Source organism: uncultured Lutibacter sp., from assembly GCF_937891065.1.
Lineage (GTDB): Bacteria > Bacteroidota > Bacteroidia > Flavobacteriales > Flavobacteriaceae > Lutibacter.
In genome coordinates this window covers 1-25,789 of sequence record NZ_CALAEQ010000008.1, presented here as the reverse complement: position 1 = coordinate 25,789, position 25,789 = coordinate 1, and the positions used below count along the sequence as shown (strand labels likewise).

Annotated in this window: 26 protein-coding genes; 10 read left to right on the top strand and 16 right to left on the bottom strand. The window is 30.3% G+C overall.

Going from position 1 to position 25,789, the window contains the following annotated elements:
* Positions 1-27: 27 nt before the first annotated feature.
* The 3 genes from Q0352_RS00885 (at position 28) to Q0352_RS00875 (ending at position 4,139) form a co-directional block, all read left to right on the top strand.
* Positions 28-3,105: a glycoside hydrolase family 2 TIM barrel-domain containing protein gene (locus Q0352_RS00885; protein WP_299522129.1), complete on the top strand. Its 3,078-nt coding sequence runs from the start codon at positions 28-30 to the stop codon at positions 3,103-3,105.
* Between the two features lie 157 nt (positions 3,106-3,262).
* Positions 3,263-3,544: a LysO family transporter gene (locus tag Q0352_RS00880; protein WP_299522126.1), complete on the top strand. Its 282-nt coding sequence runs from the start codon at positions 3,263-3,265 to the stop codon at positions 3,542-3,544.
* Positions 3,534-4,139: a lysine exporter LysO family protein gene (locus Q0352_RS00875; protein ID WP_299522123.1), complete on the top strand. Its 606-nt coding sequence runs from the start codon at positions 3,534-3,536 to the stop codon at positions 4,137-4,139. Before Q0352_RS00880 ends, Q0352_RS00875 begins: the two co-directional genes overlap by 11 nt.
* A gap of 11 nt (positions 4,140-4,150) precedes the next feature.
* Here Q0352_RS00875 and Q0352_RS00870 read toward each other — a convergent pair whose 3' ends face one another.
* On the bottom strand, positions 4,151-5,344 hold the full coding sequence (locus Q0352_RS00870) for a serine hydrolase (RefSeq protein ID WP_299522121.1): 1,194 nt from the start codon (positions 5,342-5,344) through the stop codon (positions 4,151-4,153).
* Positions 5,345-5,791: 447 nt separating this feature from the next.
* On the opposite strand from Q0352_RS00870, the gene Q0352_RS00865 reads away from it, so the two are divergent.
* The 4 genes from Q0352_RS00865 (at position 5,792) to Q0352_RS00850 (ending at position 8,407) form a co-directional block, all read left to right on the top strand.
* Complete coding sequence (locus tag Q0352_RS00865; RefSeq protein ID WP_299522118.1) at positions 5,792-6,292, top strand: GNAT family protein; 501 nt, start codon at positions 5,792-5,794, stop codon at positions 6,290-6,292.
* Positions 6,293-6,400: 108 nt separating this feature from the next.
* Positions 6,401-6,655: a hypothetical protein gene (locus Q0352_RS00860; protein ID WP_299522115.1), complete on the top strand. Its 255-nt coding sequence runs from the start codon at positions 6,401-6,403 to the stop codon at positions 6,653-6,655.
* Positions 6,656-6,661: 6 nt separating this feature from the next.
* Positions 6,662-7,531 (top strand): CPBP family intramembrane glutamic endopeptidase, encoded by an 870-nt coding sequence (locus Q0352_RS00855; RefSeq protein WP_299522112.1) that lies wholly within the window; start codon positions 6,662-6,664, stop codon positions 7,529-7,531.
* Positions 7,532-7,705: 174 nt separating this feature from the next.
* The gene (locus Q0352_RS00850; RefSeq protein ID WP_299522109.1) at positions 7,706-8,407 is read left to right on the top strand and encodes a sulfite exporter TauE/SafE family protein; all 702 of its coding nucleotides are present in this window, start codon (positions 7,706-7,708) and stop codon (positions 8,405-8,407) included.
* 6 nt (positions 8,408-8,413) lie between these two features.
* Here the strand turns inward: Q0352_RS00850 and hypE are convergent, their stop codons facing one another.
* The 7 genes from hypE to Q0352_RS00815 all read right to left on the bottom strand — a co-directional run bounded on the left by hypE (position 8,414) and on the right by Q0352_RS00815 (position 17,049).
* On the bottom strand, positions 8,414-9,439 hold the full coding sequence (gene hypE / locus Q0352_RS00845) for a hydrogenase expression/formation protein HypE (RefSeq protein WP_299522106.1): 1,026 nt from the start codon (positions 9,437-9,439) through the stop codon (positions 8,414-8,416).
* A gap of 3 nt (positions 9,440-9,442) precedes the next feature.
* The gene (gene hypD, locus Q0352_RS00840) at positions 9,443-10,534 is read right to left on the bottom strand and encodes a hydrogenase formation protein HypD (protein ID WP_299522102.1); all 1,092 of its coding nucleotides are present in this window, start codon (positions 10,532-10,534) and stop codon (positions 9,443-9,445) included.
* 3 nt (positions 10,535-10,537) lie between these two features.
* A complete protein-coding gene (gene hypF, locus Q0352_RS00835) occupies positions 10,538-12,793 on the bottom strand; it encodes a carbamoyltransferase HypF (protein ID WP_299522099.1) in 2,256 nt (751 codons plus the stop codon).
* Between the two features lie 31 nt (positions 12,794-12,824).
* Positions 12,825-13,358: a hydrogenase maturation protease gene (locus Q0352_RS00830; RefSeq protein ID WP_299522096.1), complete on the bottom strand. Its 534-nt coding sequence runs from the start codon at positions 13,356-13,358 to the stop codon at positions 12,825-12,827.
* Positions 13,359-13,440: 82 nt separating this feature from the next.
* Positions 13,441-14,166 (bottom strand): Ni/Fe-hydrogenase, b-type cytochrome subunit, encoded by a 726-nt coding sequence (gene cybH / locus Q0352_RS00825; protein WP_299522093.1) that lies wholly within the window; start codon positions 14,164-14,166, stop codon positions 13,441-13,443.
* Positions 14,167-14,176: 10 nt separating this feature from the next.
* On the bottom strand, positions 14,177-15,913 hold the full coding sequence (locus tag Q0352_RS00820) for a nickel-dependent hydrogenase large subunit (protein WP_299522090.1): 1,737 nt from the start codon (positions 15,911-15,913) through the stop codon (positions 14,177-14,179).
* Between the two features lie 11 nt (positions 15,914-15,924).
* The gene (locus Q0352_RS00815) at positions 15,925-17,049 is read right to left on the bottom strand and encodes a hydrogenase small subunit (RefSeq protein ID WP_299522087.1); all 1,125 of its coding nucleotides are present in this window, start codon (positions 17,047-17,049) and stop codon (positions 15,925-15,927) included.
* 239 nt (positions 17,050-17,288) lie between these two features.
* Here Q0352_RS00815 and Q0352_RS00810 point away from each other — a divergent pair, with 239 nt between their 5' ends.
* From Q0352_RS00810 to Q0352_RS00800, 3 genes are all read left to right on the top strand, one after another.
* Positions 17,289-17,630 carry a hydrogenase maturation nickel metallochaperone HypA gene (locus tag Q0352_RS00810; protein WP_299522084.1) on the top strand — a complete coding sequence of 114 codons (342 nt, stop codon included), beginning with the start codon at positions 17,289-17,291 and terminating at the stop codon, positions 17,628-17,630.
* 12 nt (positions 17,631-17,642) lie between these two features.
* Positions 17,643-18,461, top strand: coding sequence for a hydrogenase nickel incorporation protein HypB (hypB, locus tag Q0352_RS00805; RefSeq protein WP_299522081.1), 819 nt, complete (start codon positions 17,643-17,645; stop codon positions 18,459-18,461).
* A 133-nt stretch (positions 18,462-18,594) separates the two neighbouring features.
* Positions 18,595-18,858 carry a HypC/HybG/HupF family hydrogenase formation chaperone gene (locus tag Q0352_RS00800; protein ID WP_299522078.1) on the top strand — a complete coding sequence of 88 codons (264 nt, stop codon included), beginning with the start codon at positions 18,595-18,597 and terminating at the stop codon, positions 18,856-18,858.
* Here Q0352_RS00800 and Q0352_RS00795 read toward each other — a convergent pair.
* From Q0352_RS00795 to gcvH, 8 genes are all read right to left on the bottom strand, one after another.
* A complete protein-coding gene (locus tag Q0352_RS00795) occupies positions 18,855-20,921 on the bottom strand; it encodes a gliding motility protein RemB (protein WP_299522075.1) in 2,067 nt (688 codons plus the stop codon). The genes Q0352_RS00800 and Q0352_RS00795 overlap by 4 nt on opposite strands.
* A gap of 8 nt (positions 20,922-20,929) precedes the next feature.
* Positions 20,930-21,505, bottom strand: a complete 576-nt coding sequence (locus tag Q0352_RS00790; RefSeq protein WP_299522072.1) for a DapH/DapD/GlmU-related protein — start codon at positions 21,503-21,505, stop codon at positions 20,930-20,932.
* Between the two features lie 2 nt (positions 21,506-21,507).
* A complete protein-coding gene (deoC, locus tag Q0352_RS00785) occupies positions 21,508-22,251 on the bottom strand; it encodes a deoxyribose-phosphate aldolase (RefSeq protein WP_299522069.1) in 744 nt (247 codons plus the stop codon).
* A gap of 113 nt (positions 22,252-22,364) precedes the next feature.
* Positions 22,365-23,096 (bottom strand): energy transducer TonB, encoded by a 732-nt coding sequence (locus tag Q0352_RS00780; protein WP_299522066.1) that lies wholly within the window; start codon positions 23,094-23,096, stop codon positions 22,365-22,367.
* 225 nt (positions 23,097-23,321) lie between these two features.
* Positions 23,322-24,044 (bottom strand): energy transducer TonB, encoded by a 723-nt coding sequence (locus Q0352_RS00775; protein WP_299522063.1) that lies wholly within the window; start codon positions 24,042-24,044, stop codon positions 23,322-23,324.
* A gap of 202 nt (positions 24,045-24,246) precedes the next feature.
* The gene (locus Q0352_RS00770; protein WP_299522060.1) at positions 24,247-24,966 is read right to left on the bottom strand and encodes an energy transducer TonB; all 720 of its coding nucleotides are present in this window, start codon (positions 24,964-24,966) and stop codon (positions 24,247-24,249) included.
* A 71-nt stretch (positions 24,967-25,037) separates the two neighbouring features.
* Positions 25,038-25,424 carry a VanZ family protein gene (locus Q0352_RS14755; protein ID WP_367274559.1) on the bottom strand — a complete coding sequence of 129 codons (387 nt, stop codon included), beginning with the start codon at positions 25,422-25,424 and terminating at the stop codon, positions 25,038-25,040.
* On the bottom strand, positions 25,390-25,770 hold the full coding sequence (gene gcvH / locus Q0352_RS00765; protein WP_299522188.1) for a glycine cleavage system protein GcvH: 381 nt from the start codon (positions 25,768-25,770) through the stop codon (positions 25,390-25,392). Before gcvH ends, Q0352_RS14755 begins: the two co-directional genes overlap by 35 nt.
* Positions 25,771-25,789 lie beyond the last annotated feature (19 nt).

Sequence of the window (25,789 nt, the reverse complement as noted above, 5' to 3'; positions counted from 1 at the left end):
AGTTTTTTTAGCTGTAATGAAAAAACTTTGAAACCAATTTTAGAACAAACTTATCATTACAATCACGAAATATTTGAAGAAAATAAATTATTTCCAAGAGCAACTTTTTTTGGTTTTGAATCTGATGATATTTCAGAAAAAGAGGATTCAAATCGTTTTTTAAATTTAAACGGAGATTGGAAATTTAATTGGGTAAAAGATCCAAAACAACGCCCAACAACATTTCAAAATATTAAATTTAACGATAGTGACTGGACAACAATTCCTGTTCCTGCAAACTGGGAAGTTGAAGGTTATGGACATCCAATTTATTTAGATGAACGCTACCCGTTTACTACAAAATGGCCCAATGCCCCAACCGATTATAACCCAGTTGGAACTTACAGAAAAGAGATAATACTCAACAATGAGTTTTTATCTGAAGATGTTATTCTCCATTTTGCTGGTGTAAAATCTGCTATGTATGTTTATGTAAATGGCGATTATGTCGGCTATTCACAAGGCAGTAAAACGCCTGCTGAATTTAAAATCACAGAATTTTTAAAGGAAGGTGAAAACCTAATAGCACTACAATTATTTAGATGGAGCGATGCCAGTTATTTAGAAAGTCAGGATATGTTAAGAATGAGTGGCATTGAGCGTGACGTTTATTTATATGCACAACCAAAAGTGTTTGTTTCAGATTATTACGCAAACACAAATCTTGATAGCTCCTATACTCATGGAATTTTCAACGGAACTATTTCAATTTCAAATGCTACTGATAAAAAAGCTACTAGAGCCATTTTAGTTGAAATTTTGGATAATGAAAAACCTCTTTTTAAGTCATTAGAAACTATTGAAATAGCAGCAAACTCTTCTATTAGTTCTACTTCAAAAAAAATAATTGAACATGTAAAAAAATGGTCTGCTGAACTTCCTAAATTATATCAATTAAAAATCAGTTTGATTGATGATGAACATTCAAATAACAATCAATTTATTACAAAAAACATAGGTTTTAAACGTGTAGAAATTATCAATAGCCAAGTACTAATTAATGGAAAAGCTATTTATTTTAAAGGGGTCGACCGACACGAAACTGATCCATTTACAGGTCATGTAGTTTCTAAAGAATCGATGGAAAAGGATATTCAATTAATGAAGCAAAACAATATAAATGCGGTACGTTCTTCACATTATCCAAACGATCCTTATTGGTTAGATTTATGTGATACTTATGGCTTATATGTAATTGATGAAGCAAACATAGAAAGTCATCCGTTGGCTATAGATAAAAATACCCAAATCGGAAATGAAATATCTTGGTTGCCAGCACATTTAATGCGTACAAAACGTATGTTTTATAGAGATAGAAACCATGCTTCAATTTATTCTTGGTCTCTAGGAAATGAAGCAGGAGAAGGTGACGTTTTTAGAACCACTTACAAATGGCTAAAAGAAAATGATTCAACAAGAATAGTTCAATACGAACCAGCAGGGAAAGATGATTATACAGATTTATATTGCCCAATGTATCCAAGACCCGAAGATTTAATTAATCATGGAAAATCGAATTCTAACAAACCTTCAATAATGATTGAATATGCTCATGCGATGGGGAATTCAGTTGGTAATTTACAAGATTATTGGGATATCATTGAAAAATATCCAAATCTACAAGGTGGATATATCTGGGATTGGGTAGATCAAAGTTTAGAATATAAAGATGAGAATGGTAAACCATATTTAGCGTACGGACACGATTTTCATCCAGATTTACCAACTGATGGTAACTTTTTAAATAATGGTTTAGTTGATCCATATAGAAACCCACATCCTCATTTAACAGAGGTTAAGAAAGTATATGAACCTTCTCAATTCAATTATTTAGGAAATGGTAAAATTGAAATTGAAAATAAAAATTTTTTTGCTGATTTTTCAGATAAAAATATTGCTTGGAAAATATTGGCTGATGGTGAAACTTTATATGAAGGAAGAGTTGCAAGTATTGATGTATTACCTCAGCAAAAAAGCAACTTTATTTTACAAAATTTTCCTGAAAGTTTTGACTCTAGTAAAGAGTACATTCTAGAAGTAAGTCTACTTCAAAAAGAGGCTACAAATTTATTACCTAAAGGTCATGAACTTGCCTGGGATCAATTTATACTAAATAAAGGAATTAGAAAATCAGTTTTAAATTCAAAAGGAAACACAATAGAAATTATTGCATCTAAAAACGGAATTGAGTTAAAAAATGATAAAACTGATTTAAAAATAAACGCTAATTCTGGTGAAATTATTTCTTGGCTTTTTGATGGAAAAGAAATTACAAATCAACCAATTCGTCCTAATTTTTGGAGACCTCCAACTGATAATGATTTGGGAAATGGAATGGATAAATGGGCGAGAGTATGGCAAAATGCATCTTACAATTACACATCAAAATTAATTAAAGAACCAAAAAATAATGAAAATGGAGTTTCTTTTAAAGTTCAGTACAATCTTCCAAATAATGAAGCGACTGTTTTTGTAAATTATTTGATTTCAAATAATGGAAATTTAAAATTAGATTATTCTTTCAGTCCAAATAAAAAAGATTTGCCAAATCTACCAAGAATAGGAATGTATATCAGAATTCCAAACAATTTTACAGAACTATCTTGGTATGGTAATGGTCCTGATGAAAGTTATTGGGACAGAAAAACAGGTGTTAAAACTAGAGTGCATTCAGGAAAAATTGAAGCACATTTCCATCGCTATCTACGACCACAAGAGACAGGTAATAAAACGGATGTTAGGTGGATGAAAGTAGCTTCTAAAGACATTACATTAAAAGTTTCCTCGGAGCAATTATTAAATGCTAGCGTATGGCCATTTAATATGGAAGAGCTCGATTTTAATAGTGATGACGCTGTAAAATCAGCATCTGGGCTAGTTCCTGTAACTAAAAAACATGGCGCAGACATTAAAATTGGTAAAACCATTCAATGGAATATTGATTATTTACAGATGGGTGTTGGAGGTGATACGTCTTGGGGAAGATTACCACACCCAGAATATATGATATTGGCTAATAAATCCTATAGTTATTCTTTTACAATTCAACCATCAATAATAAAATAGTTAAAAGAAATATAAAAAATAGTGATTAGAATTTTATCTCACTTGTCTAAAAACAACTAAAATTCCACTCATTCTATTTAATTACAAAAAAGAATAAGTAGATTGTACAACGGAGCAAACACTCAATTAAAATCTAAATATAATCACCTTAAATAATATGATACCAGTATTACTATTAATGACAATAGGTTTAATTCTTGGATATGTTCTCAGAAATAAAACCAAATTCATTCTATTTTCAAACAAGGCTACAACACTAATTATTTACATGTTATTATTTCTTTTAGGAATTGGTGTTGGTTTAAATAAAACAATTATTTCTAATATTGCCAACATTGGTTTTCAGGCTATTTTAATAACTTTTGGAGCCATATTAGGAAGCCTAATTCTTGCGTACATCACTTATAAATTATTCTTTATCCAAAAAAATGAAAAATAGCATCATCATACTTTTAATGTTTATAGTGGGTGTAGTTTTAGGGCTATACAAATTCTTGCCAGATTTTTTGATGGAAAATGATTTTTCAATGTACTCACTATATGCGTTAATGCTTTTTGTAGGTATTGGTATTGGGGCAGATAGTAATGCACTTAGCGTAATTCGTGAAACAAAAATTAAAATTATACTAGTTCCACTATGTGTTATTTTAGGTTCATTAATTGGCGCAGCAGTAACATCTTTTTTTATTTCTAAAATTAGTATAACAGAAGCTATGGCTGTAGCTGCGGGATTTGGATACTATAGTTTGTCTTCTATATTTATAACAGAAATTAGCGGAGAAACTTTAGGTGTTATCGCCTTATTGTCTAATATCTCAAGAGAAATAATTACGCTTTTAGCAACACCATTTTTCGTGAAATATTTTGGTAAACTAGGTGGTATTGCTTCTGGTGGTGCCACCTCAATGGATACCTGTTTGCCTATTATTTCAGAAAGTACAGGGAAAGAATGGGCAATTATAGCTGTTTTTAGTGGCGTTGTATTAACTATAATTGTACCATTTTTAGTTCCTTTTATATTAACATTTATTTAAATAAATAAGAATTAAACATCGAAATTTTCAGTAACAATTTTCTTTATTTTTATGTTAAGGGATTTCATAGCATTATAACTGGTGTGCTCTAAAACGATAACTATCAAATCGTCTTCCAGATATTGTGTAAGTCCTGTACTAAAACCATTCCATTTACCATAATGATAGATGCTTTTTTCCCCCTTTGTATTAATCCGAAACCCAAAACCATATGGAATTTTTCTTCCGTAAACGGTTTCTCCTTGCGAATGCATAAGGCCTAACGACTCTTTAGAAAGTAGTTTCCCATTATTTAATCCAAGCGTCCACTTAAACAAATCCTCAGTAGTAGCATATACATTTTTATCACCAACAATAGCGTCATTTACGGTATTGTTAATTTTTAAATGTCTCCACCCTCTATATAATCTATACCCATCCAATTGATTTTTTTTAATACTATCATTTTCAAAACTGTATACATACGTATTATCCATGTGTAGCGGATCAAAAAAGTTGCTTTTTAAAAAAGCGCCAAAACTAGTACCACTAACTTTTTCAACAATAGAAGCCAGCACAAAATAACCGGTATTGGAATAATCAAAATTTCGCCCTGGTTTAAAGAACCGCTGCACATCACTTGATTCTAACAATTCCATCATTTCGCTATTCGAAGGTGCTTTCTCTTGTTGCCATTTATGCTCTGCAACCCAAAAATATTTTGGCAATCCAGCAGTATGATTTAGAAGATTTTTAATAGTCACATTTTCGTAAGGGAAGTCTGGAAAATAAGTATTTACTGTATCTGTAAGCTGAATTTGATTTCTCTCATTCAATAACATAATGGCTGCTGCAGTGAATTGTTTACTTACAGAAGCTAATTGAAACATAGACACCTCATCTAGTGGTACTTTATTTCTGAAATCTGCATAACCAATCTGATTGTTATACATTATTTTTCCATTTTTCGCTACCAATATTGCCCCGTGGAAATCATGCCTTTTGTTAATACGTTTTAATAATGAATCCAATTTATGGCGCACCTTTTCTGTTGCATTTTCAGGATATCGTTCTATTAAAATGGCGGATTCATCTTTAGATGGAATTGTAATAGGTGTTGCTGTTAAGTCAACTTCATTCTTAGAGGCTTCAGAATTACTACTGAGAAAGAAACCACTAAAAACAACTATAAGGGTTGAGGCTATTACTTTAATATTTTTTTTCAAAAGGGGCTTTAAGGAATTTAGGAGCAAATTAGCATTCATTTCTGGATTATCAAAACGTTATTCTTAAATTTATGTAAGTTTTAAGATTTAATGGTTCAATTTTACATTTCCTAAATAAAAAACTTCACAATTATGATGAAACTTCTTGTAACTTTTGTCGCGTAGACTGAACTCGAATCAGCAAACTTCAAGTTATAAACCCCAGCTTTGAATCGTAATTACACACCCCAATTAATTTTAGTTAATTTTCAGAAAAAAAATTAAAAAACAATTCTTCTTAGCATTTTATTATAATTATATCATAAGTATTAATTATCTCACAAATAACAATGGCTATAATTTGTTGCTGTTTTGTGGAAATCCTACAAACAATCTGTATATTTAACCTAATTTTTTATCAAAAAATCATAAATCCAAAACCATTGCAAGTTGCAAAAACTACAAATTATGGAATTTAAATTGCGAAAATGGACTCTAAACGATGTTGATAGCCTAGTAAAATATGCTAATAATAAAAAAATTGCAGCAAATTTAACCGACCAATTTCCACATCCGTATTATAGAGAAAATGGAAAAGCTTTTATTCAAATGGCGACTAAAAACGATCCAATAAGTATTTTTGCCATAGAAATTAATGGAGAAGCTTGTGGAGGAATTGGATTACATCTTCAAATAGATATTCATAAAAAAAATGCAGAACTTGGGTATTGGTTAGCTGAGCCATATTGGGGAAAAGGAATTATGAGTGAGGCAGTAAGACAAATAATAGATTATGGATTTAAAAATTTTGAAATAGAGAGAATTTTTGCTCGACCTTTCGGAACAAATATTGGTTCTCAGAAAGTTTTAGAAAAAGCAGGTTTTATTCTGGAAGGAAAATTTGAGAAAACCATATATAAAGACGGAGAATATTTAGATGAATTAATTTTTGCTTTTAGAAAAAGTTAATAAATTTTGAAACCATTGCTAATTAAAATTAATTGATTAAAAAGTAGCATTAAAAATGTAACATACGAAGATAATTAAACACCAATAATAAAACAAAAAATAATAGATATGAAAAGTGAATGGATTGGAAAATATGAAAATTCTGAAATAAGAGTTGTAAATACATGGTTTAATGGAGAAATGCTATTTGTAAATGATAATTTACAAGATAAAAAATATGGTTTTACTGGCTCAAATTTAACTGGGCACATCACCAATGAAAAAGGAGAACGAAAAGAAATAAAAGTTACTTTAGGAGGATATTTCAATATTAATTGTATAGTTTTTGTTGACAATAAAATACTAACTATTAAAAAGATATAACTAAATATGGTAAACAAACACAGAGGGTGGCAAAGAGTTTTACTGATTATTTTACCTTATATATTTATAGTTGGAGCATTCCAATTTATTGGAGCTTTAATTTCTGGGGTTGATATAACTCAAAATCAAATCGACCAAACATCCTTTCAAAAACTAACTTTAAGTTTTTTTAATTTATTAGGTACATTTCTTGTTTTATGGCTTTTTATGAAATATCTAGATAAAGAGAAATTGATTAAACTTGGATTTGAAATTAAGGATAGGTTTAAGGAATTCAACGTAGGAATTGGAATTGGGTTAATTACTATGAGTGTCGGATATTTACTGTTATTATCCCTTGGTGAAATTACTTTTCAGAGATTAATTTTTGATCCTAAAGAAATCGTAATTTCTGTTCTTCTATTCATAATTGTAGCTATTGTTGAGGAAGCTTTATTAAGAGGATATGTTTTAAGAAATTTAATGATTTCATTTAATAAATATATTGCCTTAATTCTTTCTTCAATTCTATTTTCTTTAATGCACGGCTTTAATCCTAACATTGATTTATTTGCATTGACTAATTTATTTTTAGCAGGAATACTTTTAGGATTGTCATACATTCACACGAAAAATTTATGGTTCCCAATTGCTTTACATTTAAGTTGGAATTTATTTCAAACATTATTTGGCTTTAATGTAAGTGGACAAGACACTTATTCTTTGATTGAATTTAATTTAACTGAGAAAACTTTATTAAATGGAGGGGCTTTTGGCTTTGAAGGTTCAATACTATCAATCATTTCAATGGTAATTACTATTATACTTATAGAATTCTATTACAGAAAGAAAAAAACTGATCACAATAATGAGCCTAAAAGAATGCTAAATGATTAGAAATTAATTTATAATTACTTTTTTTCTTGTTTGTTATCATCAATATATAAGAGAATCTTTTGAAATCTTTAAACTTTATAAAGTATGATAAAACAAAAGAAAAAATTAACTTTGAATTAATGAACTAAATACGTTCTATCAAAAAACCTAAATCAGTTTGAAAACGTACATATTATGGAGTTAACTTTCCCTCTTTTTGCTGGTATTATTGCAGCTATGTTACATGTAATTTCAGGCCCAGATCACTTAGCAGCTGTAACACCTTTTGCTATTGAAAGTAAAAAGAAAGCCTGGAAAGTAGGTCTTTTTTGGGGAATTGGTCATTTATTAGGAATGTTATCTATTGGGGTTTTATTTTTATTTTTTAAAGACTTAATACCTATCGAAAAAATATCAAAACACAGTGAAAAGTTTGTTGGAATAGTTTTAATTGGGCTTGGATTATGGATATTTCTTAAACTCTTTAAAGAAGAAAAGAATCACAAACATATTCATGTCCATAGTAATAATAATCCTGTAATTCACAAGCATCAGCATCTTCATAACTTAGAAAATACACACGATCACAAGCATCCAAAGTTAAAACAAGGTATTATAGCTTCCTTATCTGTCGGTTTTATACATGGTTTAGCTGGTGTTGCTCATTTTTTATTATTTCTTCCTGTAATTGGTTTTACTTCAAAAATAGATTCAACAAAATATATTATAGGCTTTGGAATAGGAACATTAATTGCCATGATTTCTTTTGCATTGGTAATTGGTAGAATTTCAACATTCTCAAAACAAGACCATAACGAAACTTTTTTTAAAGGAATTAGATTGGCAAGTGGGTTGTTTGCTTTTATTCTTGGTGTTTATTGGATTATTTCGAACTAATTTCAACTAGCAAATTCTAGGTAATTGTTCCCCAACTAACGGACTCACAATTCGTTTTCCGCCAATTAAACTTTGCATTACAACTTTGTTTGGATGTTCGTTTGTTATTTCACCTATCATAGCGGCATTTTTTCCTTTTTTATGATTTTTCATTAGTGACAAAACTTCATTTTCAACACTTGGGTCAACCACAACTAAAAAAACACCTTCATTTGCAACATACATAGGGTCTAAACCTAACATTTCACAAGCCGCAGCAACTTGTTTTTCTAATGGAATAAATTCTTCTTTTAAAAATACACCTTTTGAAATATCATTGGCTATTTCGTGTAAAACAGTTCCTAAACCACCACGAGTTGGATCTCTAAACAATTTTATCTTTTCTCCAAATTCATCTAATAAATCTTTTACCAAAAAATTTAAATTAGTTGAATCACTTTCAATAGTAGATTCAAATTGCAAACCTTCACGTTCACTCATAATAGCCATTCCGTGCTGTGCAACAAAACCATTCACAATAATTTTATCACCTTCTTTTATGTTTTGAACTGATATATTGGCTTTTGGATGAACTTCACCAAAACCAGTTGTATTGATAAATATTTTATCGCCTTTTCCTCTTTCAACTACTTTCGTGTCTCCTGTAATTATTAACACGCCACTTTCATCAGCTGCTTTTTTTATGGATTGTACAATTTTTATAAATTCTGAAACTTTTAAACCTTCTTCAATAATAAAAGCCAATGATAAATACTTAGGAATTGCGCCGCACATAGCAACATCATTTACAGTTCCATGAACTGCTAAGCTTCCAATATCTCCACCTTTAAAAAAAATAGGAGTAATTACAAAACTATCGGTTGAAATTGCAATTTCCCTATTAAATTTCACGATAGAGCCATCGTGTTTTTGGTCTAAAAATGGATTGCTGAAAGTTTTAAAAATAATTTTATCCAATAAATTTCTAGTCAATTCCCCACCACTTCCATGTCCTAAATTAATAGTTTCAAATCCTATATTTTCTATTTCCATTTATTAGTCAATTAAATTAGTTGAAAAATGATAATATGCTGCGCATGCGCCTTCTGATGAAACCATTGGAGCACCTAAAGGATTTGCTGGTTTACACGCTTTACCAAATTGATCGCATTGATTTGGTTTTTTAATTCCTCTTAAAATCTCTCCAGCAATACAATTGGAATTTTCAAGAACTTTTATATAACTGATATTAAATTTAGCTTCGGCATCATATTTCCTATAAGCCTCTTTAATTACATAACCACTATTCGGAATTTCACCAATTCCTCTCCATTCTCTATTCCCAATTTCAAAAACCTTATTAATTACTTCAATAGCAGCTTTATTTCCATGTTCTTTTACAACACGCGCATATTGATTTTCTAATTTGTATTTCCCTTGTTCTAATTGTTTAACCGCTAAATAAATACCCTGTACTAAGTCTAATGGTTCAAAACCTGTTACAACTATTGGAATTTTATAGTTATCAACCAACGGATAATATTCTTGAATTCCCATAATCGCACAAACATGACCTGCGGCTAAAAAGGCATCAATACTGCACAATTCATCATCTAAAATAGCTTCCATAGCCGGAGGAACCAACACATGTGATGCCAAAATAGAGTAGTTAGAAATTCCTTCTTTTTCAGCATGTAAAACCGACAATGCATTTGCGGGAGCCGTGGTTTCAAAACCAACCGCAAAAAATACAACTTCTTTATCTGGATTTTTCTTTGCAATTGAAACAGCTTCAATAGGCGAATATAAAATACGTAAATCGCCTCCAACTGCTTTTGCTTCTAACAAACTCTTTTTACTTCCCGGCACACGAATCATATCGCCAAAAGAACAAACAATAACTCCTTGTTCTAACAATTCAATGGCTTTGTCAATTAAATTTAACGGTGTTACACAAACTGGACAACCAGGGCCATGAATCATTCTAACTTTTTCAGGAAGTAATTCTAAAATACCATTTTTAACCAAACCGTGTGTTTGTCCGCCGCAAATCTCCATAATATTCCATTCGCGTGTTGTAATATTGTGAATTTCATCTAAAACTTTTTTAGTAGCTTCATAATTTCGATATTCACTAAGGTATTTCATTCTTTAATTTTTTATATTTAAATAGTACATCAATTGTCCAAAAGATACGTTTTCATCGTTTGGAGATAAATCTTTATGAAAATACAGTTTTATTTCTTTTGATGCTAATTCTAACAACATATCAATTAAAATTGTATTCTGAAAAACACCTCCGCTTAATGCAATATGTTTGTAATTATTACTTTTTGAAACATCAATAATTAATGTAGCTAAAGTGAATAGAAAATTAACAACAATAGTTTCTTTTGATATCCCATTTTTAAAATCTGCTGCAATATTTTTAATTATTTCTTCGGAAGAAATTTCAGCTTCAAACTTTTTTAAATAACTTTTACAGGAACTTAAATTATATTCTGAAACCAAATTTTCTAATAAAATTGGAGCTTCTCCTTCGTATGAATTAAAATCAGTTACGTTCAGTAATGATGCAACAGCATCAAATAAGCGTCCAACTGAAGATGTTTTTAGTTTATTTTCTTTCTTTAAAGTTTGATAAGTTTTTAATTCATTTTTAGTGAATTTTTCAGTTAAAATTTCATCCCTTTCTGAAGTTGAGAGTGATAATAAAGAAAGTCGTGGCTCTTTAGACATTTTATCACCTAACAACCAATCAAAATACTTGAAATGATTGATTCTTTCAATTGAATTTGCTTCATAGTTAAAAAATTCCCCACCCCAAATTTGTGCATCATCACCAAAACCTGTTCCATCAAATACAACCCCTAAAACTCTTTTATTGAATAAATTATGTTCACCAAGAATGGCTGTGAAATGCGCTTCATGATGTTGAATTTCAACCAACTTAGAATTCATTTTTTGTGCTAATTCTTTTCCGTATTGTGTACTTTGGTAATTAGGGTGTTTATCAACTAGAATAACTTCTGGTTTTTGTTCAAAAATATTTATAAACGATTGAGCAGTTTCAGTAAATCTATTGTAAACATCAAAATTATCTAGGTTTCCCAAATACTGACTCACATACAAATATCGGTTTGGATAATAAGCAATGCTACTTTTTAAATGAGCGCCCATTGCCATAATTTTCTCATTAGAATTTATAGAAATATTTAAATAATTTGGAGCATATCCACGAGAACGACGGAACAAAACTTCATGACTAAATTTAGCGCTAAATTTCACCACTGAATCGTCTTGTGGATGCATAATTTGTAAATTATGTTGTAAAAAATAATCCGCAACATTTTTGAGTTTTTCAACTGCATCACCATTATCACTAATAATTGGTGAACCATAAATATTACCACTTGTAGCAACTATTGGAAAACTCAATTCATTTGCTAACAATTGTAAAATTCCAGAATATGGCAATAATACGCCTAACTGATTTAAACCTGGAGCCACTGAATTTAACTGAATATTTCCATTATAATTTTTTGAAGAGATAATAGTGATTGGACGCTCTGCTGAAGTAAGCGTATTTTTATGGTTTTCAGTAAGATTTAATTCATTTTGAAGAAATTGCATTGAAGGATACAAAACCGCAAAAGGTTTCGTTGGTCTATTTTTTTTGGTCCGTAATTTTTCAACAACTTGCTTATTTTCAGCATTGCAACATAACAAATATCCGCTCGTATTTTTTATTGCTATTATATTTCCTTGAAGAAGTAATTTAGCAATTTCTTTAAAAGAATTGTGCTGTGGAATTTCAATTCTATTTCCAATATTGTTTGTTAAAAACAATTCTATACCACACGTGTTACAAGTATTTGTTTGTGAGTGAAATCGCCTGTCTGATGGTGACAAATATTCTTTTTTACAAGCTTCACACATTGGAAAATCATGAATACTGGTGTTATTCCTTTCAAAAGGAAAAGTTTGAGTAATTGCCCATCTCGGCCCACAATTTACACAAGTTGTAAATGCATAATTGTATCTGTTATTTTTTGAATTTTCAATATCATTTTTACAATCGTCGCAAATTGCAAAATCAGGAGTTAATGGCAAATTTAAGTTCCCATTTGTTATTGAAGGAATAATATTAAAATCGCCAAATTCCTGATATTCAATTGAAGTAATTGAATAATTTTTTATACGAGAAATTGGAGGTGGGAATTGTAATAATTTGGAATAAAAATGATGTATAGATTTTTCTAAGCCAGAAACATAAATTACAACACCTTCTTCATTATTAGAAACTGTACCATTTAAAGAGTGTTCTGTTGCTAAACTATAAACATACGGTCTAAACCCAACGCCTTGCACTTGACCAGAAACAGTAATTTTATAGGTTTTTAACATCCTGTTTTCTTATAAAATTAACCTTATAAATTTACGTTTTTTTTAAGTGAAGTTCTTCACAATGAGTTAAAATATTTTCAATAATTATAGGGATAGATTCTTTAACTTTTTGATTTAATTCAAGTGTCATTGGATTAATTTCCTTTATTGAAACGGTAAACAAATGAATATCAGGCACTTTTTCCATTAGATAAACAGCTTCAATCATATCTTTTAAACCAACATCATGTACACTTAATGCTGAAGGGAAATCAGAAGCAAATTTTGGTTTAATTAGAGAAATAGTTCCTTCAGGTTTACCATCCATAGTAGCATCAATAAAAATGACAGTTGAATATGCTTCAAAACAATTTAACAATAAAAAACCACCAGTTCCACCGTCTAAAATATCAACATAATCTGGTAATTTATGTTTTACCATTTCTTGTATAATCTGTACTCCAATTCCTTCATCACCCATTAAATAATTACCAACACCCATGACTAAAATACTATTTGATTTGTCTTTTTCAAAAAAGTATGAATCGCTGCAAATAGCTACTGGGGTTCTTTCTTTTATACTCATATGTTATAATCTTAAAAAGTAAATTCATCCTGATTAAAACTCTATAGCCCGGATGAATTTACTTAAATATTTAGGTATTTAATTATTCTTTACTTTCAGTTTCATCTACTTTAATTACTTTCTTTACTCTATCTTCTCTTACAAATTTATAACCACCAAACATTGATGATACTTCACCACGACCTTCTAACCAATCATGATAAAAAACTAAATATATATGAACTATGCTAAAAAATATAAAAATCCACATTGCTATATGGTGTATCTGTCTTACCACAAAATCACCTCCTAATAAAGGGCTAACCCAAGTAAATAGTTGTGGAAGCCACCATCCAGATGTGTCTGCATATAAAGCAAAACCAGTGAATGTTTGTATAATTGCCATAAAAAACAACACTAAATAAGATAAAGCTGCTACACTATTATGACCAACACTTATATTTTTTACATCAGGATGATCTTCATTCAACAACATAATATCAATTTTCATTACATGCCAAAAGTTATTCCACATTTTTCTACTAAATGGCCAAAAAGCTCTCCAACTAGCATATTTGTTTCCCACAAAAGACCAATAAACTCTTAAAATCATATTAAAAAAGAAAATATATGCTGCGGCAAAATGTATAAATCTTACAATTCCAAATGAATGTAAATTTGTTGCTTCGGCACTTGACTGTAAAGCCGGTGGGTTGGCAATTAAAAATCCAGTAAGAGTAAGTACTATAATTGTGAGCACATTTACCCAATGAAAAAACCGAACTGGCAATTCCCAAACCATTACTCGTTTAAAATTTTTAGTTTCCATAATTTAAATTTTAATTGTCACAACTAGCAATATTCTGAACCTGAGAAATATGTTTTCCATGTTCATCATACAAATGAACTGCACAAGCTAAACAAGGGTCAAATGAATGAATTGTTCTAATAATTTCTAAAGGTAAATTAGGATCAGCAACTGGCGTACCTATTAAAGCTTCTTCATAAGCTGAACGTTGTCCTTTTGGATCGCGTGGGGATGCATTCCAAGTTGAAGGAACTACCAATTGATAATTTTCAGTTTTCTCATCTTTAATTTTAATCCAATGTGCTAATGCTCCTCTTGGTGCTTCACAAAACCCTACACCTTTAGCTTCTTTTGGCCATGATGATGGTTCCCAGCTTTCTGTGTTTGCCATCCGTTCATCTCCATTTTTAATATTTGTCATTAATGTGTCAAAGAATTCAAGTGTCCAATTAGCCACTAATTGTGTTTCAATTCCACGAGCTGCCGTTCTACCTAAAGTAGAGAATAATGCATCTACAGGAACATTTAAATGAGACAATGCACCATTTACAGCACTTTGAATTTCTTCGTTACCTCTTCCATAACCCACTAATAAACGTGCAAGCGGACCAACTTCCATAGGTTTTCCTTTCCAACGTGGTGTTTTAATAAAACTATATGCTTCTTCAACATTTAAATGTTCGTATGGAGGTTTTGGACCTGTATATTTAATATTTGTTTCTCCTTCCCAAGGATGTCTTCCTTTATCTTTACCTTCCTCATAATTATCATACCAAGAATTGTTTACAAACTCTTCTATCTCATCAGTACTTCTATGATCCACATCATGTACTTTAGATAAATCATTATTTAATATAACTCCTTGTTGAAATTTAAAACTCGATAAATCGGCATATCCATTAGTAGGAAAATCTCCGTATGACATATAGTTTCCAATTCCTTTTCCAATACCTCCCCAATCTTTATAAAATGATGCAATTGCTAATAAATCTGGGATATAAACTTTATCGATAAATTCTTTTCCTTCCTTCAATAATTTTTCAACATGCATTAAACGTTCTGCATTTAAACCACCTGCACCATCTGAATTTATTGCACAAGCCATACCGCCAACTAAGTAGTTTGGATGTGGATTTTTACCTCCAAATATGGTGTGAACCTTCACTATTTCTTTTTGCCATTCTAATGCTTCTAAATAATGTGCAACTGCTAATAAATTTACTTCCGCAGGTAATTTCATTTGTGAATGACCCCAATAACCATTTGCGAATATTCCTAATTGTCCGCTTTCAACAAATTTTTGAATTCTCTTTTGTATATCAGAAAAATAACCTGGCGAACTTTTTGGCCAACTAGAAATGCTTTGCGCTATTTCAGAGGTTTTTTTAGGATCAGCTTTTAGAGAGTTTACAATATCTACCCAATCCAATGCATGCAAATGATAAAAATGCACTGCATGGTCGTGCATATATAAAGCGCCCTCCATAATATTACGAACCATTTCCGCATTTGGCGGGACAGCTATTCCTAAAGCGTCTTCAACAGCTCTAACAGATGTTAAAGCATGTACTGTGGTACAAACACCACAAGTTCGTTGCACAAAAGCCCAAACGTCTCTAGGATCACGTCCTTTAACAATACTTTCAATACCTCTAACCATTGTGCTTGAACTAAATGCGTCTACAATTACGCCATCTTTAATTTCTGCTTCTATTCTTAAATGACCTTCAATTCGTGTAATTGGGTCTACTACTATTCTATTTGCCATTATTATACGTTTTAAGAATCAATATTTTTTTCATTAGTTTTCCCTCTTTTTATCCTGTCCATAAGTTCTGTTCTTTTAGAAATATTTGCAGCGACAGCATGAACCGCTAACCCACCTGCTAATACTCCTGCAGCAACTTTACCAACCGTATCTGCGTTGCTTTCAACTGCAAATCCAGGAACTTTTGTTGTTCTTTCATAAAAAGGTCCATTATCCCAGAAATCTTCTTCACTACAGCCAATACATCCATGGCCTGATTGAATAGGGAAGCTTACTCCGTTATTCCATTTCATACTTGCACAAGCATTATAAGTCATTGGTCCTTTACAACCAAGTTTATACAAGCAGTATCCTTTTTTTGAGTTTTCATCATCAAATGTTTCAGCAAATAAACCTGCGTCATAATAAGGTCGTCTATAACAAGTATCGTGAACTCGTTTACCGTAAAAAGCTTTTGGTCTTCCTAATCGGTCTAATTTTGGCAAACGTCCAAAGGCAACTACATGCATTATTACGCCTGCCATAACTTCGCCTATTGGTGGACAACCAGGAACTCTTATTATTGGTTTGTTTTTTACAATTTTATGAATTGGTGTTGCTTCTGTTGGATTTGGTTTTGCAGCTTGCACACAACCGTTAGACGCACAACTTCCCCAAGCAATAATAGCTTTAGCTCCAGCTGCTGCTTCTAAAAATGTTTCTTTTGCTGATTTTCCTGCAATACAACAGTAATTACCATCATCACCAAGTGGAATAGATCCTTCAACACATAATATATATTCACCATGATATTTTTTCATGGTTTCTGCTTTTGCAGCTTCTGCTTGATGACCAGATGCAGCCATTAAGGTTAAAGAATAATCTAATGATATTCTATCTAAAATAATATCGGCTACAATTGGATGATTAGATCTTATAAAAGATTCACTACAACACGTACATTCCTGATAATGTTCCCAAATAACGGGAAGTCTTGGTGTGTTTTCTAATGATTGTGCAATTTGACCAACCATGGAAGATTCTAAACCCATAAATGCAGCCATATATGTAGAGAATTTCATAAAATCTCTACGACTATAACCTTGTTTAATGATACTTTGATAGTAAGTATCACGCTTTTCATTATTAGTAGACATATTTAAAAGTTTTTAGTAATATGATAGATTATTTAATGATTTTCCTTCTTTTTATGAAAAAGAACAGTACTAAGTTACAATTTATTTATTATGATTTAATGTTAACGACCTAATTTAGAATGACTTAAAATAAGATTGTTTAATCTTTATTTAAATTAAGAAAAACAAATCAAAAAAAATAATTATCATTATTTATATGTAGATAATTTGTAAATTTGATTTTAAACACTTTTTTTAAGATGCATGAATTATCAATTGCTTTAGGAATTGTTAAAATAGCAGAAGACGAAACAGCAAAAGCAAACGCCAAAAAAGTTACCAAAATTGAATTGATAATTGGTGAATTGTCTGGAGTTGAAATAGAGTCTCTAAATTTTGTTTGGCAATCTGCAATTAAAGACAGTGTGCTAGAATTTTCTGAAAAAGAAATTATTATCATAAAAGGAAAAGGAAAATGTATTGATTGCGATACTGAATTTGATATGGAGTTTATTTATGACACTTGCCCCAAATGCAATAGTAACTTTAAAGGGATATTGCAAGGAAAAGAATTAAGAGTAAAAGCATTAGAAGTAATTTAAAACCTAATAAATATGTGTGGAACTTGCGGATGCGGATCTGATAATAATGGTCCTGTTATTTTAAAACCTGGTGAACATAAACACTCTCATACAGAACATCATCACGATGGGCATACACATTCTCACAATGATCATCATCATGAAGGACATACACACACTCACGATCTTTCTCACGATCATAAACACAAAATATTAGAAATAGAACAAGATATTTTACAAAACAATCAGGTTTTGGCTGCAAGAAATAGAGGCTATTTTGAAGCGAAAAACATATTTGCATTAAATATGGTAAGTTCTCCTGGTTCAGGGAAAACATCTATTTTAGAACGTACATTGGCAGATTTAAAAGAAACTATTCCTTTTTATGTGATTGAAGGCGATCAGCAAACATTGAATGATGCTAATAGAATTGATGCGCTAAACATTCCCGTAATTCAAATTAACACAGGAAAAGGATGCCATTTAGAAAGCGATATGGTTTATGAAGCTGTTAAAAGGTTAAATATTGAAGATAATGCTATTTTAATGATTGAAAACGTTGGGAATTTAGTTTGCCCTTCTATGTTTGATTTAGGTGAAAGCAAGCGTGTTGTGATTATCAGTACTACTGAAGGTGAAGATAAGCCAATTAAATATCCTGATATGTTTCATACTTCTGATATTTGCATTATTAATAAAATTGATTTATTACCTTATGTAAATATTGATATTGAAAAACTTAAAAATTATGCATTACAAGTGAATCCTAATTTACAGTTTTTTGAAATTTCAGCAACCACAGGTGAAGGTATGGATGAGTGGTATAAATGGTTGAAGAAAAATATGATTTAAATAGTAGTTTTTGCGTTAGTGATTGAAGTGGCATCCTTTTTTGAAGTGAAACGTAAAAAAAGATATAACGTAAAGCGCGACCTAAAAGGGAACGCCCAAAGTAAATAGTTAAATTTAGAAATACTACATAAATATGTGTTTATCAATTCCTGGGAAATTAATAGAAATTACTGCACAATTAGATGAAACTTTTAGAGTTGGAAAAGTTTCTTTTGATGGAATAATAAAAGAAGTAAGTTTAACTTTGGTTCCTGAAGCTGTTATTGGAGATTATGTAATGGTTCATGTAGGTGCTGCAATTTCAATAATTGATGAAGAAGAAGCCAAAAAAACTTTTGATATTCTCATGCAACTTGATGAGCTTCACGAATTAGAAGATGACAATAACAACGATTAAAAATCGAAATTCCAATTAAACACATCGGTTCTCAATCCAAATGAAATCCAAGTTGAATTCGATTTATCAAATACACCTGTTGGCGCATTTGGGTTAAAATCTCTAAATGTAATTCCGCCAAACAATTTTAAATTTGTAGCTGGATTTAATAAATAACCTATTTGTAAATCTCCAATAAAAACAGTTGCTGTATTTCCTTGGCCAATTTCATTTCCATAATCTGTTGCTCTATTATCATTATCTTGAAAGACATTACCACCATAACTAAACGTATCTACTCCATCAGAAAAATCGAAGCCTTTTTCTCCTATAATTATTTTTGCATTAGCAAACCAACGGTTCTTTGTATATCTAGCAATACCAATTGTTTCTTTAAAGTTTGAACCCCATAAATGCGCTAAAGGCTGGTTGTTATGACCGTAATTTAAATTTAACTCGTCATGAGAATATGTGTAAGGTCTCACTGCATTATATTCTGCTTGTAAGTATAGGTTTTCAATATTAAATGCATTGTGATATTTAGCTCCTATTTGAACTCCATATTTATTTGCCCACCAACCATCGCTTCCTGTAATTTCAGATGCCCTAAACTCATCTAATATCAATTGAGAATAAATTGAAATATCTTTTAACTTATATTTTAAACTTAAGCCAAGTAAAGTATTTCCTGCTCTTGATCCTGTTGAAAATTCTACCGCCGTATAAAAAATAAGTGGATTTAAATAATTAACATCAAAACCTCTTTCATTAGTATCATCCCAGATAACAGTTTCAAACAACCCAATATTTAATTTTTTTGAAACATTCCAACTTAAATAATGAATTGCCATATATTTTTGTTTATATGCTCCATCAACTGTTAGTTCAGGTCTAACATCCTGCATCCACATCCAAAGATTTGTGTATTTAATTTTCCAAAAATCAGTATTTATTTTGAAAAAAGGATACGGAGAAGCAACATCTGATAAAAACAAAGAGCGATAACCATCACCTATAAAATTTTTACCATTTCCAAACTGAAAATTAAACGTTTGATTCGGTGTATAAGACAAATAAGCTTCAGCAACAGGATAATCATAAGCGTCAGATTTAAATTCCTTGGCAATTCCTCTTCCTGGTATTAATGCCGGATTTCCACCATCGGGTCTAATTGACTCCGCATAATCATTCACATACTTTGCAAATCGGCCTTGGCTTTCATAAAAACTAGTTGAAAAACTAAATTTTTCTCCAATTGCGCCATTTACATGTATAGCTCTAGTATTATTAAATGTGTTAACATCTTCACTATCTTTTCCAACTTGTAAATCAGCTCCCGGATCAATTGTAAACCAAAAATTTTCACCCTTAACAAATGCAATATGTTCATTCAATAATTTTTTACCAAACCAAGTTGACTTTGGTTTTATGAGCTTATTTTTTTGTGCATCTAAATCAATATATTTAGTTATTTCAGAATACAAATAAGGTTTAACAGCAGTATGTGAATTATCGGCATTATTTAAATAAAAATCATACGAACTATATTCAGCATGAGTAAAAGGTATATTTAATTCGCTGTTATGTTCTGGAAATAATGTGTTTTTTGTAACTTTTTTTATTATCTCCTTAGTTTCCTTAGTTGGTTGAATTACTTCAACTATCACTTCTTTTTTCTTAATTTCTTCTTGAATATTATTTTCTAAAGGAATTGATAAAGGAAAAACAAACTGCATTTCAACTGGATAGTTGTTATATTTTGCAGGTGTTATTTTTGGTAATGTTGTAAAAACACGCTCAACTTCTTCTTTTAGTTCTTTATAAGGAGAATTCACGTAAATAACTTGAAAACCACCTGAGGTATTAACTAAAAAAACAATGTTGATAGTATCATTAAAATTTTCTTGTTGTATTTTTTCAGGGACTTTAAATTCATTAATTATAGCCTTTTCAACTTCATTTTTAAAGCAAAACGACATCTCAGAAATAGTAACAGAATCGCAAGCCGCGAAAACAGGATATTTTTCTATTTGGGAAAAAACTGATATTGAAAAAAGAAAGAAAATAAAACTAAGTTTCTTCATAGCTACTATTACGAGATTTTTTCTATTTTATTATCTTTTAATTGATATTTTTCGCCACTCTCTATACAAGTTGCAAGATTGTTTTTATCAAATTTTAAACGATGGCCGTATTCACTAATCCAACCAATTTGTTTTGAAGGGTTTCCAACAACCAATGCATAAGGTAAAACCTGTTTTGTTACCACTGCTCCTGCACCAATAAAAGCATATTCGCCAATATCATTTCCACATACAATAGTAGCATTTGCACCAATACTAGCTCCTTTTTTTACCAAAGTTTTTGAGTACTCACCTCGTCTAACAATAGCACTTCTAGGGTTTATAACATTGGTAAATACCATTGAAGGACCTAAAAACACATCATCTTCACAAATTACACCTGAATAAATTGATACATTATTTTGGACTTTCACATTTTTACCCAATACTACATTAGGTGAAATAACAACATTTTGACCAATGTTACAATTTTCACCAATGGTTGAGTTTGGCATTACATGACTAAAGTGCCAAATTTTAGTTCCGTTTCCAATTTCACAACCCTCATCAATTATGGCTGTTTCATGTGCAAAATAATTTTCCATTTTTAATAACCTCCATTTGTGTCTCCACCATCAGCAATTAATTTCGCTGATGAAGTTCCTATACGAGTTACTCCCATTTCTACCATTTTAACGGCATCTTCATAATTTCTAACTCCACCAGCTGCTTTTGCTGGTAATGGTTTTGAATTCTCTACAATTAATTCCATCGCTTCAAAAGTTGCACCGTTTGGTTTACCTCCTTCTGTTTTAAAGAAACCTGTAGATGATTTTACAAAAACTTTAGCTGCATTCTCTTCACCAAAATTATCTAAAACCACGTCACGAATTAATTGAGTTATTGAAACAATTTCTTCATTAGTTAAAGCTGCTATTTCAATAATCCATTTTGTGATTTTATTATGGTCCAATGCTAATTTTGTTCCTTTAAAAACTTCAGCTTTTACTAAGTTAATTTTTTCTTCTTTAAAAGCTTTATAATTTATAACATAATCCAACTCATCAACATCATCTTCAATCGCTTTTTTAGCTTCTATTAATTTTTCATCAGTACTATAGGTTCCTTCATGAAAACCAATTACAGTTCCTATTAATGTTTCGGAATTAGCATTTTTTACCATTTCACGAGCCATTGCAACAAATTTTGGGCGAATCATTGCCAAAACAAAATTATTTTCAATTGCTTCTTTTACTAACTCTATAACATTATTTTCTGTTTCTTTTTCAGAAATACCAGCTTGTTCAGCTGTTTTTAGATATGTGGAGTCTAAATATATATTTACTTTCATCTTATGAACTATTATTTTACGAAAATACTAATTTACAGAATATAATAGTTTATAAAATTCTATTACTTCGTAAAATAATTATCAATAATGAGATTTGAAAGTTGAAATTTAATTTATTCTACTTTAAAAACTATTGGAAGTCCGTATCTAACACCAACAGCTCTTCCTCTTTGTCTTCCAGGAGTCATATGTGGAAGTAAATTTATAACTCTAATAGCTTCTTCTTGAAGTTTTTTATGTGGAGCTCTTGCTTGAATATCAGCAATATTTCCATTTTTATCAATTTTAAACAATACAAAAATTCGTTGAATACTACCTTGTGGTAATCCTAAATCTGCTGCTAACTCTGCATTAAATCTTTTTGAAACAAATTTTGACATTTCTGAAGAGAAACAAGCTCTTAATTCAGTATTATCTCCTTTACAACCAGGAAAAACAGGAACATTTTCAATTACTAAAAAAGGTACATCTTCAACCATTTCTTCCTCTTCTTCAACAGCAACCACCTCTCTATCTAAATCTATAATTACCGCTTGTGATTCATCAGTTTCAGTTGATTCTATAATGGTTTCAACTATTTCAACTTGATCTTCAACTTGCACAATTTTATCAGGTAAAACAGCTTTTGCAATTGGTTCAATTTCTGGTTCAACTATTTTTATTTCAATAATATCTTCTGTTTCATCAACTGTTACAAAAGTTCCTACTAAATCCTTTATCGAATTGGGATAGGATTTCATATTCATAAATTGATACACAATAAAAAGTGCTAACACTAATCCTAATTGGATTAATATTTTACTATAATTTTCGAGCGTTGCGTTTGGATATTTTTTAATTTGCATTTTAACTTGCTTTAGGATTAAACAAGAATCATTTATAAAAACTGGTATACAGTACTATTTATAATGCAAGAAATTGGATGTGTTAATAATAAATAATTAAGCAAAATCTTGCAAGATTATTATCATATTAAATTTACAAAATATTTAAATAGAAAGCAATGATTTAAGGTCAAAAAAAGCTCAACTAAATGATTGAGCTTTTTAAGTATTTCATAGCATCCTCTTTTACTCTACTTTAAATGCAATTGGCAGACTATACTTTACACCAACCGCAATTTGACGTTGTTTCCCTGGTGTCATTTTAGGTAATAAATTAACAACCCTTATTGCTTCTTCTTGTAATCTTTTATGAGGAGCACGAGCTTGTACATTTGTAATATCACCATTTTTATCAATTTTAAATATCACAAAAATTTTCTTGACACCAGGGGTTAAACCTAGTTCAGATCCTAATCCTGAATTAAATTTTCTATTGATATGCTTTTTTATCTCTTCTTGCAAACAGGCTCTTAATTGTTCTTTATCACCCTTACAACCAGGATATACAGGTACATCTTCAATAATTTCAAAAGGTACATCTTCAATAAAATTATCACCTTCCTTAGGATCTACTTCAATAAATATAGGTTCTTTAATTGGGCCGTCTGGATCAATTATTTTAAATACATCTTCTTCTATATCTGAATTATTATCTTCTTTTTTTATGTTAATTAAAACTTGTAGTTTTTTTATTGGAAGTACTTTAATTGGTTCAATTTTATATTCTATATTTTGCTCAGGAGTAAAGTTTTCTGATAAATTTTCACCTACTATACCTGTAATGTTTTTTTCGAAAGTTTTGTTTTGAATTAATACATACACAACAAGTAATGATAAAACAAGGCCTAATTGTACAAATAATTTACTGTAATTTTCTAAATTTGCTTTTGGATGTTTTTTTGTTCTCATAATTATATAAGTTTTATTTCATCCTTTTAATAGCTTGTTATTTAAAATTAATTGTTTTGAGTGGTATTAAGATTCTTAATTTATATAACAATTACTACTTAAGGATAAATGTTAAAATTATGTTAAAGCAAAAAACATACCAAAAAAAAAAGCTCAACCGTTTCGTTTGGTTGAGCTTTTTAAATATTATATAGTGTCTTTTTTACTCTACTTTAAATGCAATTGGTAAACTGTATTTTACACCAACTGGGCGACCACGTTGCTTTCCTGGTGTCATTTTAGGTAATAAATTAATAACTCTTATTGCTTCTTCTTGTAATCTTTTATGAGGAGCACGGGCCATTACATCAGTTATGTTACCAGTTTTATCAATTTTAAACATTACAAAAATACGCTTAACTCCTGGCGCTAATCCTAGGTCTGAAGCTAATTCTGAATTAAATTTTCTATTCACATGTTTTGTAATTTCATCTTGTAAACATTCTCTTAACTGAGCTTTAGAACCTTTACAACCTGGAAAGACAGGGACATCTTCAATAATTGCAAAAGGAACATCTTCCATAATGTCTTCTTCTTCTTCAACTTCAATAATTTCCTCAACTTCAACAGCATCATCTTCATCTGTTTCAGTAGATTCTATTACTGTTTCTTCAACTTCTTCCTCATCTTTCACCACTTCAATTACATCTGGAGCAGGTGGTGGTGGAGTTTTTTGTTCTGGTGGTTTTACTTGTTCTATTTCAATTGTTTGTTCTTCATCTTCCATATTTAGAACAACAGGACCTAGTTCGCCAATAACTCTATCATACGTCTTTTTTTCAATGGCTAAGTACACTATCAATAGCGCTAAAACTAAACCTAACTGCATAAATAATTTGCTGTAGTTCTCTAGATTTGCTTTTGGATTCTTTTTAATTTGCATTTGCGAAAAATTTTATAGTTTGCTAATTTAATAATTTTAATATATTATACAAGTATATTTTTTATTTCATTCTAATTTCTTTTAAAAAATGTGTTAAAAAACACATACGCAATTAAGATACCTCCTAAATTGGCAAACATATCATAAATATCTGCTTGTCTATAATTGGTAAAACTCCCTTGTAAAACTTCAATAATTATGCCATAAATGAATATAACTATTATAAGTAAAACGAATTTCTTTTTTAACTTAAAGCTTTTTTTTAATGCAAAAAGCCAACTCAATGTTAATAAAAAATAAGCTAAAATGTGCAAAAATTTATCAAGATAATTGACAGAAGGTAATTTAATTATACTATTTATTGAAATTAAACTTCCAATTGTAATTACTATTGTAAAATAAATTGCTACAAAAAAATATAATTTACGCTCCAATAAGTTCTTTATAATCGTCTGCACTTAATAATTCCTCTATCTGAGATGGATCAGAGATTGAAATTTTAATCATCCATCCTTCTCCATAAGGGTCTGAATTTACTTTTTCTGGTTCATCTTCTAGTGCTTCATTAAAAGCGGTTACTTCACCTGATAAAGGCATTAAAAGATCTGAGACTGTTTTTACAGCTTCTACTGAGCCAAATACCTCATCTTTTTCCAAAGTTTCATCTAAAGTATCTACATCAACGTAAACAATGTCGCCCAATTCACTTTGTGCAAAATGTGTAACACCTATTGTTGCTGTATTACCTTCTATTTTAATCCATTCATGGTCTTTTGTGTATTTTAATTCTGCTGGTATATTCATTATTATTGTTATTATTATT